Raw genomic sequence first — 18,237 nt, 5'->3', positions numbered from 1 at the left:
TGCTAGTCTTAGCTTGCAATCAGAGGAATCACTTAATGAAAATAACTATTAGCGAAGTTGCAGAAAAAGCAAGCGTGTCAATCAAGACTGTTTCGCGTGTCATTAATAACGAACAAGGTGTCCGCCAGGCCACTAAAGACAAAGTACAAGCAGCAATGGCAGAGTTAAACTACCGCCCGAGTCAAGCGGCCCGTAGCTTAGCTAGCACTCAATCGTTTGAGATAGGCTTTATATACGACAACCCTAATGCGTATTACATAATCGATATGCAAAATGGTATTTTGGATGTTTGTCGTGAACAAAACTTTGAATTGCTGATCCACCCCTGTGACGCCCACGCACCTAATATAATTCAAGAGATTTTACGCTTAGTAGCACGCTCAAACCTTGATGGTTTGGTATTGACGCCTCCTCTTTCAGAAAATCAAAAGCTAATTTTCGAACTTCAAAAAAAAGGCGTGAAGTTTGTTCGAGTCATTTCAGGAAAAGGCTCATTAGAGCAAGCAAACCAATGCGTTTATGTTAATGACCGAGCGGCAAGTTTATCTATCACTGAGTACTTAATTGATTTAGGACATAACGATATTGCGTTTATTTGTGGTGACCCTGAACATAAGTCGAGTCATGAACGTTTAGAAGGTTATCAACAAGCCTTAAAACAACGTGGGATCTCGGTCAAACCGAATTTTATTGTCGACGGTGAATACTCATTCGAATCAGGTGTAAATGGAGCTAAACAACTGCTCACGTTGAAAAAAATGCCAACCGCCATCTTCGCAAGTAACGATGAAATCGCAGCCGGTGCATTATTTGCGTGTCGATTAGAAGGTATCGATATTCCGAACCAAATTTCTATTGTTGGATTCGAAAACAGTCCATTCTCTAGACAAACTTGGCCTAAGCTAACAACAGCAGAGCAGCCGACATCCTTGATTGCAAAATCCGCAACTGAATTGTTACTTAAGCAGATCCGAAACCAAGTTATTGAAGATGTTATTGAGTTTAATCCAACTTTACTGGTTAGAGATTCAACAACGGCGTTTAGTCCTAAATAGCATCGCATAAAAAAGGCGTCTGATAGACGCCTTTTTTAACATTAAAACTCCCGCTACGCCTTATTCCATAATGACTGGGAACAAAGACAATATCAGTAACGTCGCCATCGAGTAATTAAACACTTTCAATTTGACAGCGCTAGTCAAAAATTGTTGAAGTCGGTCTCCAACAACGACCCAAACCGTAATCGACGGCAAATTAATGGCCGCAAAAATTAATGACACCCAGATTACAGATATTAAGTCTCGTTCGGGCGCATAAACACTAATTGCACTTAACGCCATGGTCCAGGCTTTTGGATTAACCCATTGGAATAAGACAGCTTGCATAAAGGTCATTGGCTTAACACTACCACTTTCTCTCGCGACAGCATTACCAGAACGCGCGATTTTTACAGCAAGATAAGACAAATAGACAATACAAAACCATTTTAGAACAACATAGCTTTGCGGCACCATGTCAAACAGTTGAATTACACCAATCCCCACTAAAAACACCATTAAAGTAAAACCACTGGCGACACCTATCATATGTGGTAATGTTCTGCGCCAGCCAAAGTTCACTCCTGAACTTAATAACATCAAGTTGTTGGGACCTGGGGTGATTGACGAAACAAACGCAAAAAGTGCCAACGTCATTAACGTTTCCATTTGAGCTCCATTTTAAATTAGGACGTTTTTCACTTGCTCAGCTTCGTTCTGTTCAAGTGATTCTGAATTAGTAGTTTACTGCGCTTCCAATCGAATTAAATTGCGTTTATTGTTTGTATAAAAGATAAATTGCAATTAATCATGAAATTAGACCGATACAACCAACAAATATTGCGCGAGTTAAAATCCGACGGCCGGATCGCCAATATTCAACTTGCAGAAAAAGTGGGTTTATCTCCTTCCGCCTGTTTACGTCGAGTTCAGGAGTTGGAGCAGTCCGGCGTTATTCAGTCATATCGAGCTGTGTTAAATAATCAGCGTTTAGGGATTGGCTTTGTAGCCTATGTCACCGTTGGATTAAAGACTCACACTAAAGACGCACAACAAGCCTTTGAACAGGCAATATCAGGCTCTACCGAAGTATTAGAGTGCCATAATGTCACTGGGGCTTTTGAATATTTACTGAGAGTCGAAACTCTAGATTTAGTGAGTTATAAGACGTTTCACACTGACGTACTTGGGGATTTGCCACAGGTCGCAACAATAAGTACACATGTGGTAATGGACTCTCCTAAAGATGAAAGACAATAACTGATTTAAGAGTAATTCGGAGTCAAAACGTCATTTTTCAGTGACACGACATTCACTATTTTAACCAGTTTAGGCGTTGATATAATTACGTTTTACTCGTCGAGTGATACCGCAAAACAAGGTATAGCTAATAGTAGACGCACAGATGGCAATTTCTTCTGCTGGTAATCCCTCTCCCCACAAGACGACAGAATCACCAATATTTACATTGGTTAACTCACTAATATCAACAGTAATCATGTCCATGGAAACGCGACCAACTAAAGGCGCTTTTTGGTCATTGATTAACACTGGTGTGCCATTTTGAGCATGTCGTGGATAACCATCTCCATATCCAACGGCCACCACGGCTATCGTGCTATCTTTATCTGCAGTCCAACCACAACCATATCCAACGGTATGTCCCTTTGGAATAGCATTAATCGCAATGATATTAGCCTTGAATGTCATTACAGGGCGAAGGTCAAAATCTTGAGATTGACTGCCTTCAATAGGCGATGAGCCGTAAAGCGCAATACCGGGACGAACCCAGTCTTTAATTTTATCAGGACGAGACAAGATCAATGCTGAATTTGCGACTGACTGCTGTCCTTCAAGCCCTGAACAGGTTTGTTCAAACTCGCTGAGCTGCATCTCGTTTAGTGGATTCTCTAAGTCGTCAGCGCAGGCAAAGTGCGTCATTGAGACAATATCGACACAATGTTGGCACTGTTCTAATTGTTGAAAAGCGGTCTTAAATTGTGTTGGACTAAATCCAAGTCGATGCATACCAGTGTCTAATTTTAACCAAACGGTTATCCGCTTTGCTGTATTTAAACTTAAAAATTGTTCTAGCTGCACTGGAGTATGGATCGCTACTTGTACCCCACTTTGCAACGCCCATTGATATTCGTCTAGATCAAAACACCCTTCAACCAACACTACAGGTTTATTTATTTGGGCATCAACCAACTCTTTCGCTTCACTCGCCCGCGCAACACCAAATGCATCCGCTGCGGCTAAACTTTGGGCAACCGGCACAATGCCATGACCATAACCGTCAGCTTTTACCATAGCTAATACGTTAGCGTGTTTTACCCGCTTTTTGATCTGCGTTAAATTGTGGTTTAGCGCAGACAGGTTGATGTCTACTGTAGGCTGATACATGATTTAGTCGTCTATGAAAGCATTGCCGGCATAATTATCGAATCGAGAATAATGCAGTTGAGTTGTTAACCTAATTCGGCCAATTGGACCATTACGGTGTTTACCAATAATAATCTCTGCCGTACCTTTGTCCGCTGAATCTTCATGATAAACTTCATCACGATAAATAAACATGATTAAGTCAGCATCTTGCTCTATTGAGCCAGACTCACGTAAGTCTGAGTTGATTGGGCGTTTGTCTGCTCGTTGCTCCAATCCACGGTTAAGCTGTGCTAGGGCAATAACCGGAATGTTCAATTCTTTTGCTAAAGCTTTTAATGACGCAGAAATATCGGCAATTTCCAAGGTTCGATTATCTTTAAATTCAGGGGATCGCATCAGCTGAAGGTAATCTATCATTATCATGGATAGACCACCGTGTTCCCGGGCGATACGACGCGCTCTAGAACGAACCTCGGTAGGCGTTAATCCCGATGAGTCATCAATATAAAGCTTACCTTTTTCCTGCATAATACCAAGTGTACTAGCCAAACGAGCCCAATCGTCATCGTCTAAGTTACCGGTACGAACTTTAGTTTGATCGATTCGACCTAGCGACGCCAGCATTCTCATCATTATTGAGTCAGACGGCATCTCTAAGCTAAATACAAGTGCTGGGTAATCTGAGGTAAGTGCTGCCGTTTCAACTAAATTCATAGCAAACGTGGTTTTACCCATTGAAGGTCGAGCGGCCACGATAATCAGATCAGATGGTTGAAAACCGCTGGTCATTTTATCGAGATCGGTGAAGCCACTTGTTAAGCCCGTGATACCGTCGTTGTCGGTACGCATAAGTTCTTCAATCTTATCAACGGTAGAAGTTAATATTGATTGTAGGTCTTTAGGTCCGTCATTTTTATTTTCACGCTGCTCGGCGATTTTGAAAACCCGGGATTCAGCAAAGTCCAATAGTTCTTCACTGCTTCGCCCTTCGGGGTTATAACACGCGTCGGCCATTTCATTGGCTGTGCCGATAAGTTCACGGACAACCGCTCTTTCTCGAACAATTGCAGCATAAGCTACAATGTTTGCTGCACTCGGTGTATTTTTGGCAATTTCCCCTAAATAAGAAAAGCCACCAACGCCTTCAAGTTTTTTATCTTTTTCTAAAGCTTCAGATACCGTGATTAAGTCAATAGGATGATTCTGGATCATCAACATGGCCATCGCAGCAAAAATATCTCTATGTTGCTTTAAATAGAAATCACCTTTTACGACTTTTTCTGCGACTCTATCCCACGCATTATTGTCCAGCATCAAACCACCTAAAACCGATTGTTCGGCCTCAATAGAATGCGGTGGGACTTTTAACGAGTCCACTTGAGCTTGTTGTTCTCTGGTCGGTTTATAAGACGATTTCGCCATTTAATACTCTGCTGGTTGAGACATTACGAGGGGTAATTTAGGCATACTATTCTAGGGATTTAGACGCTTGATAGCAACTTATGTTAGTGATTTAAGATCAAAAATGGGGCGAATTACTTCGCCCCTAATGGGACAACTTCAAAAGTGTAACTTGCTCTATTTTCCGATGCGAATGTCGCCGTTTACAGTATTAATTTCAACTTCAGCTTTACCACTACCTAGTGTAAAACGGAGTGACTCTCCCGGACCATATTTGTCTTTTCTTACTTTATCTCCGCTTAAGTTATTTTCAATATCACCGCCAGAGTGGGCTTCAATTCTAAATTCTGCAGAAATATCGCCACCAAATTTAAGGTCAGTATCGCCACCGACTGAAGTGATAAATAACGTTTTGATGTTAGAAAGATCAGCTCGCAAATTGATGTCACCGTTCACAGTACTTATCTCAATTTCTTTGATGGACTTTAAGTCCAAGTCCATATCACCATTAACATTGGTGATTTTTAGCTCGTTAACTTTACTGTTGGTATTAATATCGCCGTTCACGGTTTCAATTTCCAAGTCACCTTCGCTACCAGAATCGTCAATTTCACCATTAACCGAATTTAAATTAATATTGCCCTTTAATCCTTCCGATTTGATATCGCCATTGACTGTGCCTAATGCAATTCGGCCTTCTAATTTTGAAGCATCAATATAACCGTTCACTGTGTTTATCCGAGCGCCGCCTAATACATTTGCCACTTTGACATCAACAGTGACACCTTCAAATTTAACGCCGTTTTTAACGGGTATCCAAAACACCAATTTTGAGCCTTCTTCTTTCCAGTTGTTCCATTTTTGGCTGGGCATATGCACCTTAAAAACAACTCGTCCATTTTCATTGTTTTCAAACTGATAACCCTCTGCGTCCTTATCGAGCTCACCAACAACCTTAACTTCGTTTTTATCCCACGTTTTAATTGTCACTTTACCTGATTGCACATCAATTAAGACTTTCCCGTTTTCAGTCGTCGTTAATACCTTGTCTACTTTTTCACCCGCGGCAACTTGACCGATGGACAAAACAAGCAGCGCGGTTATGACTAATAAGTTTTTCATAAATATACCTTGTTAACGTTTCATTAAATTTGTGTAAATTTGGATTGATGCGACTTACTGATCAATGCCAATTGTTGTTGATGGATCTGGGTTAACATTTTCATCAACACTGCGTCTTCTGGTTGATGAATAAGGGCTTTTTTCAAGGCCTTTTCCGCCAACTCCAATTCGGTAAGTGATGAACGCCAGTTTGGCGAGACCACATTGGTATTACTGACCCGTTGCAACAGTTGCTGTTTTTGCAATTCAAAACTGGCCGAAACCGGTGTTAACCAACTCGGTTCTTCAATTTGTTGATCGATACCTTTCGGCAATCCTAACCAAAGCCCAGTGACTAGCGCCACTGGAGCAAACATAGCCGCAACTTTAAGCCACGGAGTTGATTTAATTGTCGAGCTACTTAGTTCACTTGGTGTTTGCTGTGGCACATTTGTAATGGCTTGCTCAATACCAGCCCACAAATCTCGTTTTGGTGCCAATTCTGGTTCCAAATCGCTGATTAGGTCATCAAATTGTTTGTCTTTAGATGTCATCATTAATGCCCTCCCCTCGTTTGTGATTGTTCGTCTTCTGCCAATAGTTGCTTCTGCAGCAATTGCTTGGCTCTGTGATATTGCGCTTTACTGCTACCAACAGCGATCCCTAGCTCTTTGCTAATTTCTTCGTGTCGCCAGCCTTCAATAGCGAACAGCACAAATACCACTCGAGCTTGTTCTGGCAGACTAGCAATATGTTTATCTAGACCACTGCGGCTCAGATCATAATCCGAATAATCGTCAGATATTTCCTGAGCATCGAGGGCCTGTTGGTTTTGTTCGTCTGAACCAAACCAGCTGCGCCACCACGGCTTTTGTTTTCGCATATGAGAAATAGCAACATTACTGGTCACCGACTGTAGCCATGTTGAGAATTTGCTATCGCCACGAAAGTTGTGAATTTTCTGCCAAACCTGCACGTAAACTTCCTGAGTAATATCTTCTGCAATCTCACGGTCACCTGACAATCGTAAACTTAAGGCGTAGGTTCGATTTATGTATTTATCGTAAAGTTGTTTAAGTGCATTTTGGTTGCCTTGTTTAAGCAAAACGACAAGCTGTGCATCATCGTCGACACGATTGACATCAACCTGTTGAAATTGCTGAGGCGAAATTACGTTTCCAACCAAAATATTCTTCTTTTATTGTTGAACTACTGTGTTGTTATTTACTTAGTATCAGGGGAATAGAAAAAGGTTTAAAGGAGAATTATTTATTTTGTCAAAAAGCCCGTAATAGCGAGCTAGTTTCGGTAAACCAAAAGATTGAATAGCGCTGCTTATCGTTAACAAAAAAGGCGCTTTCGCTCCTTTGTGTTAATCGTCTGTTGCCATGGATTTGAGAAGTGATTCGTAGGCGACTCTAATTTGTGGATCGTTTGGATTCGATAACATATGTACGTATACAATTTCACCTTCACCATTAATAAATATTGTCGTTGGCGTACCCATAACGCTAAATTGCTTAGCCACCGCATCACCTTCAATTAGTACCGGCAAGGTTAAGCCTCGACTTTTCATTTCTTTAACAGGCTTTGCTCTTGGATTTTCCCAAAAACTCACTGCATAAGTTGGAATACCTTTGTCCACATACCCCTTAGAAATGACATCTAAACCTGGCTGCAATTTTTTACAATAAGGACACCAAGTGGCCCAAAAATGCAAGACATAAGGTTTACCCTTTAAGTCCTCAGAATCAACCTCTAAACCTTGACCATTCGATAAAGACCATGGCGATGCTAGGTCTGGTAAAATAATCGGATTACCGTCTTCGTCAAGCTCGGGTTCATCAGCGTAAAGTGAAAAACAACAAATAAGCAGTAGAGTTGTGAGAATAATATGTTTCATTTGGGCTGACATTTCCTAATACAACGCGTTGTTGATATAGACCTCTAAAACGGCCTATATGTTACAAATACATGATGAAAAAGTATTGGAGTATTAATTCGTGATTATACAAATAAATACGATTGCTATTTAGCTAACCAAGGTTTCTTATTAAGCGTTATGCTAATGTTCGTTGGCGTACGGCTTCAAACAAAATGACACCCGTTGCAACTGAAACATTTAAACTTGAGACAGAACCTGCCATCGGTATTTTAACTAAGTCGTCACAGTTTTCTCGTGTAAGTCGACGCATTCCGGTACCCTCAGCCCCCATAACTAAAGCCAACGGGCCGGTCATTGATTTTTGAAATACGTCTTGCTCAGCTTCACCCGCAGTACCAACAATCCAAACACCTTCATTTTGTAAAGACTTTAAACTACGAGCTAGATTTGTAACGACAAATAATGGCATAACTTCAGCTGCGCCACATGCAACTTTACGCGCCGTACCTGTCAATTTCGCCGACCTATCTTTAGGAACAATAACGCCATGAACACCCGCGGCATCAGCGGTACGGAGAACAGCACCCAAATTATGTGGGTCAGTTACCCCGTCAAGAATTAACAATAATGGAGCAATGTTTTGTTGGTTCAATCGGGCTAATAGATCTGACAGATCGGCTTCGTCTTTTTGTTTAGCTGCTTTAACACGAGCAATAATACCTTGATGCTGTTCGCCGTCACTTTTATCGTCTAACACTTTACGCGACATATATTGAACAGATACACCAAGGGAATGAGCTTGGCTAATCAGTGGTGCCATACGGTCATCTTTACGATCTTTTAACGCATATACTTCAATTAGGCGCTCTGGCTCATTGGCCATTATGGCGCTAATGGAATGGATGCCGTAGGCGATTTCTGAACTCATATCTTACTTCTCTTATTGACTTTTTTTAGCTTTTTTGGCGGCAATTCGCTTAGCTGCACGCGTTTTAGGTTTACTCGTGCTGGCTTTTTTCTTAGCGTGTTTTTTCTTTGTTGCTTTTGGTTTTGTTGTTGGTTTTTTATTTTGACCAACTGCGCCGTCCGCAGAATTTTTTCCCTTAGATGTCCCTTCTTTTTGGGCCACTTCAGATTGTATATCGCCAGGCACGTCACCACGTTTCAAACGTTCTCTAATTGAACCACTGCGTCTAGGTTTAGACGGTTCTTTGCGGTCTTTGTCACTACTGCCTTTGCCCGTTGGGCGAGTATTTTTAGCCTGCGGTTTACGTGATTTTCCTGCCAACCTGTCACGCGATGAGCCCCGTGGCAAATCAGCCAACTCAAAATCAATCTGTCTTCCATCTAAGTCTACCGAACGAACTCGTACGTCTAACTCATCACCGAGTTTGAATACCTGACGTGTTCGTTCACCCACTAAAACATGGCGCCCTTGGTCATAATTAAAGTAGTCGTTTCCTAATCCAGTGATGTGAACCAGGCCTTCAATATGCAATTCTTTAAGTCTGACAAACACGCCAAATGAGGTGACAGAAGCAATAATGCCTTCATATTCGCGGTCAATGTGGTCCTGCATAAATTCACATTTCAACCAAGACTCTACGTCTCGTGTTGCTTCATCAGCACGACGTTCGGTCTTTGAACACTGTTCACCTAAATGCTCTAATTCTTCGCTGGAATAAACGTAGTGACCAGACGTTTTTTCACCTTGTTTATGCAAAACGCCTTTAATTGCACGATGGACGATTAAGTCTGGGTAACGACGAATTGGCGATGTAAAATGCGCATAGCCGTCTAACGCTAAACCAAAGTGACCGATGTTGTCAGGCTGATATACCGCTTGGCGCATTGACCTGATCATCATGGTTTGAATAAGTTCTGAATCTGGACGATTCAAAAATGGATTAACCTGATCGCTGAGTTCTTTAGGTGTAGGTTGATCACTAAATGTCAGTTCGCCACCAAGTTCTGCTAAAAATGCTCGAAAACTAGCAAGTTTTGTTGGGTCGGGTTTGTCATGTACCCTAAATAGCGCGCCTGCATCATTTTTTTCTAGGAACTTAGCTGTCGCTACGTTGGCTAAAATCATACATTCTTCGATCAATTTATGGGCGTCATTACGCTCAACAGTTTCAACCGAATCAATTTTTTTATTGGCGTTAAAAATAAACTTAGCTTCGATAGTATCAAATTCAAAAGCACCACGTTCAGCACGTCTAAGTTTAAGCGCTTTGTAAAGATCAAATAAATCCATCAAATGCGGATAGACCGCTTGATAACGGTCAATCATAGTCGCATCACCATCTAAGATAGCGGCCACTTTGGTATACGTTAGTCGGGCATGAGAATGCATGACAGCTTCGTAAAATTTAAAGCCTGATAATTTACCACTATCGGCGACTGTCATCTCAGCCACTAAACACAAACGGTCAACTTGTGGATTTAATGAACATAATCCGTTTGATAGTGCCTCTGGTAACATTGGGATAACTTGCGATGGGAAATATACAGAATTTCCTCTATCGATAGCTTCTCTGTCCAATGCTGAGTTATGTTTTACGTAATGAGAAACGTCGGCTATGGCAACATATAGACGCCACCCACCGGATTTTTTACGCTCACAATAAACCGCGTCATCAAAGTCACGGGAATCTTCACCATCAATAGTGACTAACGGTAAATTACGCAGATCAACGCGGCCTAACTTGTCTTGTTCTGAAACTTCTGGTGACAGTTTTTTAGCCAAGTTGACAATTGTGTCAGACCATTCAAATGGAATTTCATAATTACGTAGCGCGATATCAATTTCCATTCCTGGCGCCATATGCTCGCCTAAAACTTCTCTAATTGAACCAGTTGCACTTGATGACCTATTTGGACGCGATTCTATTTCGACAATAACCATCTGGCCGTGTCGAGCACCGTTTTCTGATCCTTTCGGGATAATGATTTCGTGTTTAATACGACTGTCATCTGGTACTACAGATTGCACACCAGACTCAACAAAATAACGGCCTATTAGCGGCGCTGAACGAGCTGTGACTAAGTCAACAATGCGGGCTTCGGTTTTGCCTTTAAATTCGCCTAATGATTGCGCTCTTACGATATCGCCATGGATATAGCTCCGCATTTGGCTGTGGCTTATATACCAGTCGCTGCGGTTATTCTTAGCGTTTTCAGGTTGTAAAAAACCAAAACCATCGCGGTGACCAATCACTTGACCGACAATAAAATCTTTCTGATCGGGGATCGCGTATTTTTTAAACTTTGTAAATAATAACTGGCCGTCACGTTCCATCGCTCTGAGGCGCCTTTTTAAGGCAACTTTTAAATCATCGCTGGAGACCTGACAAATTTTCAATAATTCGCCATACGAAAGGGGGGAGTCGTTCTTTTCGATTTGTTCTAAGATAAATTCGCGGCTCGCGATAGGGGTTCCGTATTTAGCAACTTCCCGATCGTGATTCGGGTCAAATTTTGGCATTCAGTTTCACTTATAAAAATTAAAAAATAATGTTAAGTCGTTAGTTTAACACCATATGAAGACAAACAAGTTAATAACTATCGTTTTTGTCAATTTTTTTTATAAATAACGTTTAATAAAATGAACGCCTGAACAAATACGTTAAATTGGCGTGTGTTTCGCCCTCTTTAACGCTTTAGGATGCATCAGTTTTGCGAGTTTAGCCAACAAGGTGGCCACTTTTTGGTGGGTGGTTGAGTCTTCAATTATAGCGTGATGTAGCCACTTATAACTTTGTTCGTAATCATATGGGCTACCAACCCCATCTAAATGCATTTGTACCAACCTCATTTGCGCATTGAGGTTTCCTAATTCCGCGGCTCGAAATATTAACGTGTGAGCTTTATCGATGTCCTTTTGAACAAATATGCCTTCATGATAATAGCGTCCCATCTGTTCTATTGCCGCAACTAGGCCTTGTTTTGCCGACTTACGAATATAATAAATTCCCAGCTCTGCGTCTTTTTCAATGCAAACTCCCCACGCGAGCATGTCCCCATAAAGAAATTCATAAGCCGGTATATGGAGTTTTACTGCATGGTCTTCAATATCTCGATTTAACTGGCACCGATCGGCTTTTACTTTATCTAAATGCTTGTTTTCTTTTATTAAAGCTAACAATTCATCTTGAGTATAAATTTGCACGACTTTCAATTTATTCTCGTTATAAGAAAAACTATAAGCAGAAAAAACAAGCAGTAGTGTCAGAATATATTTCATGTGCGCCAGACCAAATTGTAGTGTTGCTTTCAATTAACCGATTTATTGGTTAATTGAAAGCAAGTACTAGGCCATTCCCTAAAGTAAGTTTTTGGCTTTAATCGGCCCTTTGGAAAAGTCGACGGGTGGAGAAGGAATAAATTTAGCTTTTGCCCCGCCATTTCGATTTTGAGGCGACGCTACGGCACTCGCACTACAACTGTCATTGGCAAGGTAATATAGCCCTTCTGCCAACAATGGATCAGAATCAACACCCCAATCCCCTGTAACGACATCATTCACTGGGCAGTCAACACTCAGACCATCAAAGTAGTCACCAAAGCCTACTGCGTTCTGAGTTTGGAAGTTAATTGCAAAAACCACATGGTCGCATATTTCTTCTGGATACATACCAACTGGTTTACCACAGGTATTTTCGCCTACGATGACAACTTCTACGAATGGGTCTAACGCATTGATAACTAATTCACTCGCTGAACAACTGCCACCAGTGGTTAACACAATAACTCTGTCGAGATTCATTTTTTCAAAGCCGGCCCCTAAACTAAAGTACGACGTTTGGTCGCGACTCGATTGTTTATCATTGTGAACGTACTTTACAAAAACTTCATTCTCAACTTCATCTCCCGCGATTTGAGTACTCAATTGCTTTGCGACACGGATTAAACCGCCGCCGTTGTATCTAACGTCTAATATCATTTCGTCGATGTTTTGATCAGCAAACTCATCAAACGCGACGTTAAGCTCCTGTTCAGATCGAGAATCAAACGAATCGAAAACGAGATATCCAACTTTTTTAGCTTCGCCTGCGATAGTGACATCTTTAACCTGAGTCGCCATTACAGTATTGGCCGTTATCGAGCCTTTACTAAACTGAGTATCTATTATTGAGCCGTCTGGTTTTAAAATTTCAACATCAATAGTATGCCCTGCTTCATTAGGGCCAAATACGGTATTCAACGTCGTTGTGCCTGCTGCAACCTGAGACAATATTGTCGCCATATCAACACCTTCGACGCCAACGATGGTATCACCGCGACGAAGACCATTCTGCGCTGCCGAACCCTCTTCAAAAACATATCTGATCTTAAGACCATCATTATTTTCTGTGGCCGAATGAGAAAAGCCATAGCCAAAGAACACTGACTTTTGATAATCGTCATATTCTGCTGTAGTCATTGCAAAGCTAAATCGGTCTTGAGGAACGCGAAGACTCGCAAGTGCTTCTTTGATATCAGAATGCTTTTCAGGGTTAAACGACTGTGCTAAATCGCCATACCAAAAATATTCATCGTCCAGAAAGTCATATAATCGATTGTTGGCATCCGGTGCTGAACACTGACCATAAGTAACGTCATCGTCAGTTTCCAAACAACCGGATAAGCTAATACTTATAAGAGCGACAAAGAGGGATTTTATGTACATGTATTTTATCCTTAAACTAATTCATCATTAGATTATCGAAAAAAACCTAGGAGTACATCTAATTATAGAAAGAAATTTCGCGAATGCTGTAAACAAAAAAGCCACCTTCCGGTGGCTTTATTTTAACTCTAATAAATTTAGGCGTTTTTTCTACGGTAATGAATACCCATCAAACCAAATACAAACAATGCAATAGACGCTGGTGCAGATACTGCAGCAAATACCGGCGTATAGTCGCGAATTAACCAACTACCACCAGCTAAAGGCGTATCTTTGTCCCAAACCCAATCAACCATTTCAGGCGCAGCGCCACCAATAAACTGGACAGCTTCTATTTCACCTGGTTCACCAGCAACATCAGTTCCCGACATACCCATTGTAGCGAGTGCACCATTGCCTACGTCATCTAACGTGTTGCCAAATAATTGGATAAAATCAAACATATTACTTTCGTTTAAAATAGGTGTGCCTGAAATATCAGCAAAAAAGTTAAATGCCATAATTTGAATTTCAAACATTTGTGCGTAGCGCCAGCCAGTCGAAAACTCTGAAGTTTCGCTTAACGTGTCATCTAAAACTGAGTCCGCTAGGTCAGCGGTGATGTCATTGAAGCTTATGTCTAGCGTTTCTGTTAAATCTAACCATTCGGTCATTTGACCTTCGATGTTAGTAATCGTAGTTCTACCATTGTCGATAAATTCAACAATTGGAACAGCCTGGGCTTTACCCGTGACTAAAATGCAAAGCAACATTGCGATTGACAAAATTTTCATACAACAACCTCTAAATTAGGAAATGAACAATCCATGTTGAATAAACAACTATCATTCGTCGAATGTAGTTTTAATATATCAATAACAAAGCAATTAATGAGCCAACAAAAACAAACCCTTTAAATACAACAATATAAGTATTACCGAAAATATAAAAAAAGCCAAGTGTAAAATTTATCGACACTTAGTAAATACAAAAAAACCGCCATGATGGCGGTTCTTAAAAACAATTCTACTTACGAAAACGGGTTACGTAAAATCATTGTTTCATTTCTGTCAGGACCAGTAGATATGATATCCATTGGCACGCCAGTGATTTCTTCTAAACGTTTAATGTAGTTTTGCGCAGCTTGTGGCAAACCTTCAAAAGTTGTAACGCCAAAAGAGTTTTCAGACCAACCTGGAACACTTTCATATAAAGGCACGACAGCATCATACCCTTCAGCGGCCATAGGTGGAACGTCAACAACTGAACCATCTGCTAATTGATAACCTATACAGATTTTTATTTCTTCTAGACCATCAAGTACATCAAGTTTTGTTAAGCAGAAACCTGTAATTGAGTTAATTTGCACTGCACGTTTCATTGCAACGGCATCAAACCAACCTGTGCGGCGTTTACGGCCTGTTGTAGCGCCAAACTCATGACCTTTAATGCCTAAGTGTTGGCCAACTTCACAATCAAGTTCTGTTGGGAATGGGCCTGAACCAACGCGTGTTGTGTATGCTTTTACAATACCAAGTACATAGTCTAAGTAACACGGACCAAAACCTGCACCAGTTGCAACACCACCAACAGTTGTGTTTGAAGACGTCACATACGGATATGTACCGTGGTCAATGTCAAGAAGTGTACCTTGGGCACCTTCAAACAAGATTGACTCACCAGCAAGGCGTGCAGCGTCTAATAACGACGTTACATCAACAACCATAGCTTTAAGTATGTCGGCAATTGCCATAGCATCATTAAATGTCTTATCAAAATCGACAGGGTCAACTTTGTAATAATTAACTAATGAGAAGTTATGGTACTCAAGAACTTCTTTTAGTTTTTCTTTAAATTGCTCTGGATTAAACAAATCGCCAACACGTAGGCCACGACGTGCTACTTTGTCTTCATAAGCTGGCCCAATGCCACGGCCGGTTGTGCCGATTGCTTTATTACCACGTGCGATTTCACGGGCTTGGTCTAGAGCGATATGATATGGAAGGATAAGCGGGCAAGCTTCAGAGATAAGTAAACGCTCTTTAACAGGAACGCCTCTTTCTTCCAACATTTTGATTTCAGTCATCAAAGCGTCTGGAGATAATACAACGCCATTACCAATAATACATTTTACGCCATCGCGTAATACCCCAGAAGGGATTAAATGCAGTACTGTTTTCTCACCGTCTATTACTAACGTGTGACCCGCATTGTGGCCACCTTGATAACGTACAACGTAATCAGCCTTGTCAGTTAGTAAATCAACTACTTTACCTTTACCTTCGTCACCCCATTGGGTGCCTAAAACTACAACGTTTTTGCCCATTTCATTTTCACTCAGAAAAAATTAGGCGGGGATTCTATCAAAATTGCGGGGTAAAGATCACCCGATTTGGCAAAAAAGATTCACATTGTTTATTAAATATCTGAATTTATTAGATAAAAATTAAACTTAACGAAACATTAAAAGCACGATTCCAAGTACAAACAACACACCACCAACAAATCGGATGCCACTTATTGGTTCATCTGCTAACTTTCTAATGTAGTTTTGCCATATTTTTGGGAACAATAACGGCATCATTCCTTCAACTATTAATACAAGTCCAATTACGGTTAACCATTCTATCTGCATTTTTATCTCACTACATTACGTGGCATAAATACCAAAATTTCATGTATTTATACGGTACCAACAAAAAAGGCCCCGTAGGGCCCTTTAACTAGTGGTAAGGTTATTTACCTGAGGTTGATTTCATATATTTGAAGAAATCGCTGTCTGGTTCGATAACCATAATATCTTGACGACTATTAAAGCTATTTCGATACGCGTCTAAACTACGAACGAAACTAAAAAATTCCGCGTTTTTGCTAAACGCATCAGCATATACGCGTGCTGCTTGTGCATCACCTTCACCACGTAAAGTCTGCGAATTTTTCTCTGCTTCTGCAATCATAATGGTAATTCTTGCATCGACATCAGCTCGAATAATTTCAGCTTGTTCACGACCCTCTGAGCGGTGAGCTTTAGCTACTTTTAATCGTTCTGTTCTCATACGTTCAAAAATATAGTTACTGACTTCAAGTGGTAGATTGATTTGTTTTACACGAACATCCAATACTTCCAAACCTAAATCACTAGAACTTTTAGCGGCAATAATAGCAGCTTCCATAAGCTCTGTGCGTTCACCAGAAACAATCTCTTTAATTGTACGAGTACCAAATTCAGTTCTTAACGCGTTGTTTACTTTTTGCTTAAGTAACTGTTCTGCATTTGCTTTAACGCCACCGGTAGAAAGGTAGTACGTTGCAAAGTCAGAAACACGATATTTGATAAATGAATCAACTATTAAGTCTTTTTTCTCTGCTGTTACAAAACGGTCTGGCACATCGTCCAGCGTTTGAATACGAGCATCTATCATTCGTACTTTTTCAACAAACGGCAGTTTGAAGTGCAAACCAGGCTCTTTCACCAATGTGGTACCAGAAGCATCACGCTCAACTTTACCAAACTGAATAACAATAGCTCTTTGACCTTCTTTCACAACAAATAGTGAAGAGAAGGACATAAGACCAATAAATATTAGGGCTACAATACTAAAGTTTTTCATATCTAGTTCCCGCCTCCATTAAATCTGTCGCCACGGCCCGAACGGGACGGTTGTGGCTGATTAGTTGGACTTGAAGAGCCCGCGTTATAGCCATCTTCTGGACGATTAGACATCACAGGAGTCTGAATGTTTTGCTGCTGCATAATTTTATCCAGTGGCAAATACAACATGTTGCCACTGCCTTTTGTATCGACTAAAACTTTAGATGTATTTGCATACACTTGTTCCATCGTTTCTAGGTAAAGACGATTACGAGTCACTTCAGGAGACGCTTTGTATTCTGGAAGTAACTGCTCAAACTTAGCAACTTGACCCTGTGCTGATAAAATTTTGCCTTGTTTGTATGCCTCAGCTTCTTGACCCATTCGGTTAACTCGACCACGAGCACTTGGCTCAACTTCACTAGCATAAGCTTTAGCTTCGTTGATATAACGAATCTCATCTTCCTGCGCAGCGATAGCATCATCAAATGCATCTTTCACCTGTTCTGGTGGGCGTGCATCTTTAAAGTTGACGTCAACAACGCTGACACCGAGTTTGTATGGTTCAATAACTGTGTTTAATTCATCCCAAGTGTTGCGACGAACTGTTTCACGACCAGCTGTTAAGATGGCATCCATGTTTGAATGGCCAATTACCAGTCGTAACGCACTATCTGTAGCTTGACGTAAACTTGAGTCAGGATCAGGAGTAGAGAATAAGTAAAATTTCGGATCAATAACCTTATATTGAACTTCCATATCTACTTGAACGACGTTTTCGTCTTTCGTTAACATAAAGCCTGACGCTGGAATTGTACGAATAGTTTGTACATTCACAGGAATAACTTCTTGAATAAAGGTCATCTTCCACTGAATACCTGGATCAACTAACCCGGTGTATTCACCAAACGTTAAAACCACGCCTTTTTCAGCTTCTTTAATGGTATAAATACCAGAAAGTGCCCAAATACCTAAAGCCACAATCGCAATAAGTCCAAATCCAAATGGGCTCTGTGCTTTACCACCTTGATTGGAGGATTTACCACCAAACATGCCGTTAAAACGGTTGCCTAAATCTTTGAAAAGTTCATCCAAATCAGGAGGACCCTGATCTTTTCCACCGCGATTTTTCCACGGATCGTTGTCGTTTTTTCCCGGCTCGTTCCAGGCCATACCTTTCTCC

General features: G+C 40.9%; 18 protein-coding genes. 2 read left to right on the top strand and 16 right to left on the bottom strand.

The genetic code is table 11. The annotated features are described in order from the left end of the window. The first annotated feature begins 35 nt into the window (after positions 1 to 35). On the top strand, positions 36 to 1,055 hold the full coding sequence (locus KO525_RS08020) for a LacI family DNA-binding transcriptional regulator (protein WP_215963270.1): 1,020 nt from the start codon (positions 36 to 38) through the stop codon (positions 1,053 to 1,055). A gap of 60 nt (positions 1,056 to 1,115) precedes the next feature. Here KO525_RS08020 and KO525_RS08015 read toward each other — a convergent pair whose 3' ends face one another. Further along, positions 1,116 to 1,706, bottom strand: coding sequence for a LysE family translocator (locus KO525_RS08015; protein WP_215963269.1), 591 nt, complete (start codon positions 1,704 to 1,706; stop codon positions 1,116 to 1,118). A 141-nt stretch (positions 1,707 to 1,847) separates the two neighbouring features. On the opposite strand from KO525_RS08015, the gene KO525_RS08010 reads away from it, so the two are divergent. Beyond that, positions 1,848 to 2,297: an Lrp/AsnC family transcriptional regulator gene (locus KO525_RS08010; protein ID WP_215963268.1), complete on the top strand. Its 450-nt coding sequence runs from the start codon at positions 1,848 to 1,850 to the stop codon at positions 2,295 to 2,297. Positions 2,298 to 2,366: 69 nt separating this feature from the next. Here KO525_RS08010 and alr read toward each other — a convergent pair whose 3' ends face one another. The 15 genes from alr to hflK all read right to left on the bottom strand — a co-directional run bounded on the left by alr (position 2,367) and on the right by hflK (position 18,227). Next, complete coding sequence (gene alr, locus KO525_RS08005) at positions 2,367 to 3,443, bottom strand: alanine racemase (RefSeq protein WP_215963267.1); 1,077 nt, start codon at positions 3,441 to 3,443, stop codon at positions 2,367 to 2,369. A 3-nt stretch (positions 3,444 to 3,446) separates the two neighbouring features. Further along, a complete protein-coding gene (dnaB, locus tag KO525_RS08000; protein ID WP_215963266.1) occupies positions 3,447 to 4,847 on the bottom strand; it encodes a replicative DNA helicase in 1,401 nt (466 codons plus the stop codon). Positions 4,848 to 5,003: 156 nt separating this feature from the next. Then, a complete protein-coding gene (locus tag KO525_RS07995; RefSeq protein WP_215963265.1) occupies positions 5,004 to 5,948 on the bottom strand; it encodes a DUF4097 family beta strand repeat-containing protein in 945 nt (314 codons plus the stop codon). A 23-nt stretch (positions 5,949 to 5,971) separates the two neighbouring features. Further along, positions 5,972 to 6,484, bottom strand: a complete 513-nt coding sequence (locus KO525_RS07990) for a hypothetical protein (RefSeq protein WP_215963264.1) — start codon at positions 6,482 to 6,484, stop codon at positions 5,972 to 5,974. Continuing rightward, the gene (locus KO525_RS07985; protein ID WP_252736736.1) at positions 6,484 to 7,113 is read right to left on the bottom strand and encodes an RNA polymerase sigma factor; all 630 of its coding nucleotides are present in this window, start codon (positions 7,111 to 7,113) and stop codon (positions 6,484 to 6,486) included. Before KO525_RS07985 ends, KO525_RS07990 begins: the two co-directional genes overlap by 1 nt. A 186-nt stretch (positions 7,114 to 7,299) precedes the next feature. Further along, on the bottom strand, positions 7,300 to 7,830 hold the full coding sequence (locus KO525_RS07980) for a TlpA disulfide reductase family protein (RefSeq protein ID WP_215963263.1): 531 nt from the start codon (positions 7,828 to 7,830) through the stop codon (positions 7,300 to 7,302). Between the two features lie 157 nt (positions 7,831 to 7,987). Further along, complete coding sequence (gene rlmB, locus KO525_RS07975) at positions 7,988 to 8,740, bottom strand: 23S rRNA (guanosine(2251)-2'-O)-methyltransferase RlmB (protein ID WP_215963262.1); 753 nt, start codon at positions 8,738 to 8,740, stop codon at positions 7,988 to 7,990. Between the two features lie 12 nt (positions 8,741 to 8,752). Continuing rightward, positions 8,753 to 11,299: a ribonuclease R gene (gene rnr / locus KO525_RS07970; RefSeq protein WP_215963261.1), complete on the bottom strand. Its 2,547-nt coding sequence runs from the start codon at positions 11,297 to 11,299 to the stop codon at positions 8,753 to 8,755. Between the two features lie 141 nt (positions 11,300 to 11,440). Continuing rightward, entirely contained in the window at positions 11,441 to 12,058 is a 618-nt protein-coding gene (locus KO525_RS07965; protein WP_215963260.1) for a tetratricopeptide repeat protein, read from the bottom strand. A gap of 78 nt (positions 12,059 to 12,136) precedes the next feature. Beyond that, positions 12,137 to 13,483 carry a S41 family peptidase gene (locus KO525_RS07960; protein ID WP_215963259.1) on the bottom strand — a complete coding sequence of 449 codons (1,347 nt, stop codon included), beginning with the start codon at positions 13,481 to 13,483 and terminating at the stop codon, positions 12,137 to 12,139. A gap of 137 nt (positions 13,484 to 13,620) precedes the next feature. Next, positions 13,621 to 14,256 (bottom strand): hypothetical protein, encoded by a 636-nt coding sequence (locus tag KO525_RS07955; RefSeq protein ID WP_215963258.1) that lies wholly within the window; start codon positions 14,254 to 14,256, stop codon positions 13,621 to 13,623. Positions 14,257 to 14,492: 236 nt separating this feature from the next. Next, on the bottom strand, positions 14,493 to 15,788 hold the full coding sequence (locus tag KO525_RS07950) for an adenylosuccinate synthase (RefSeq protein WP_215963257.1): 1,296 nt from the start codon (positions 15,786 to 15,788) through the stop codon (positions 14,493 to 14,495). A 126-nt stretch (positions 15,789 to 15,914) separates the two neighbouring features. Then, positions 15,915 to 16,097, bottom strand: a complete 183-nt coding sequence (locus tag KO525_RS07945; RefSeq protein WP_215963256.1) for a DUF2065 domain-containing protein — start codon at positions 16,095 to 16,097, stop codon at positions 15,915 to 15,917. A 100-nt stretch (positions 16,098 to 16,197) separates the two neighbouring features. Next, positions 16,198 to 17,073: a protease modulator HflC gene (hflC, locus tag KO525_RS07940; protein WP_215963255.1), complete on the bottom strand. Its 876-nt coding sequence runs from the start codon at positions 17,071 to 17,073 to the stop codon at positions 16,198 to 16,200. Between the two features lie 2 nt (positions 17,074 to 17,075). Next, a complete protein-coding gene (gene hflK, locus KO525_RS07935; protein ID WP_215963254.1) occupies positions 17,076 to 18,227 on the bottom strand; it encodes an FtsH protease activity modulator HflK in 1,152 nt (383 codons plus the stop codon). Positions 18,228 to 18,237 lie beyond the last annotated feature (10 nt).

It is taken from the genome of Psychrosphaera sp. B3R10 (assembly GCF_018861025.1).
GTDB classification, from domain to species: Bacteria; Pseudomonadota; Gammaproteobacteria; order Enterobacterales; family Alteromonadaceae; genus Psychrosphaera; species Psychrosphaera algicola.
The sequence above is the reverse complement of the archived record's forward strand: the minus strand, read 5'-3'. Positions and strand labels throughout refer to the sequence as shown.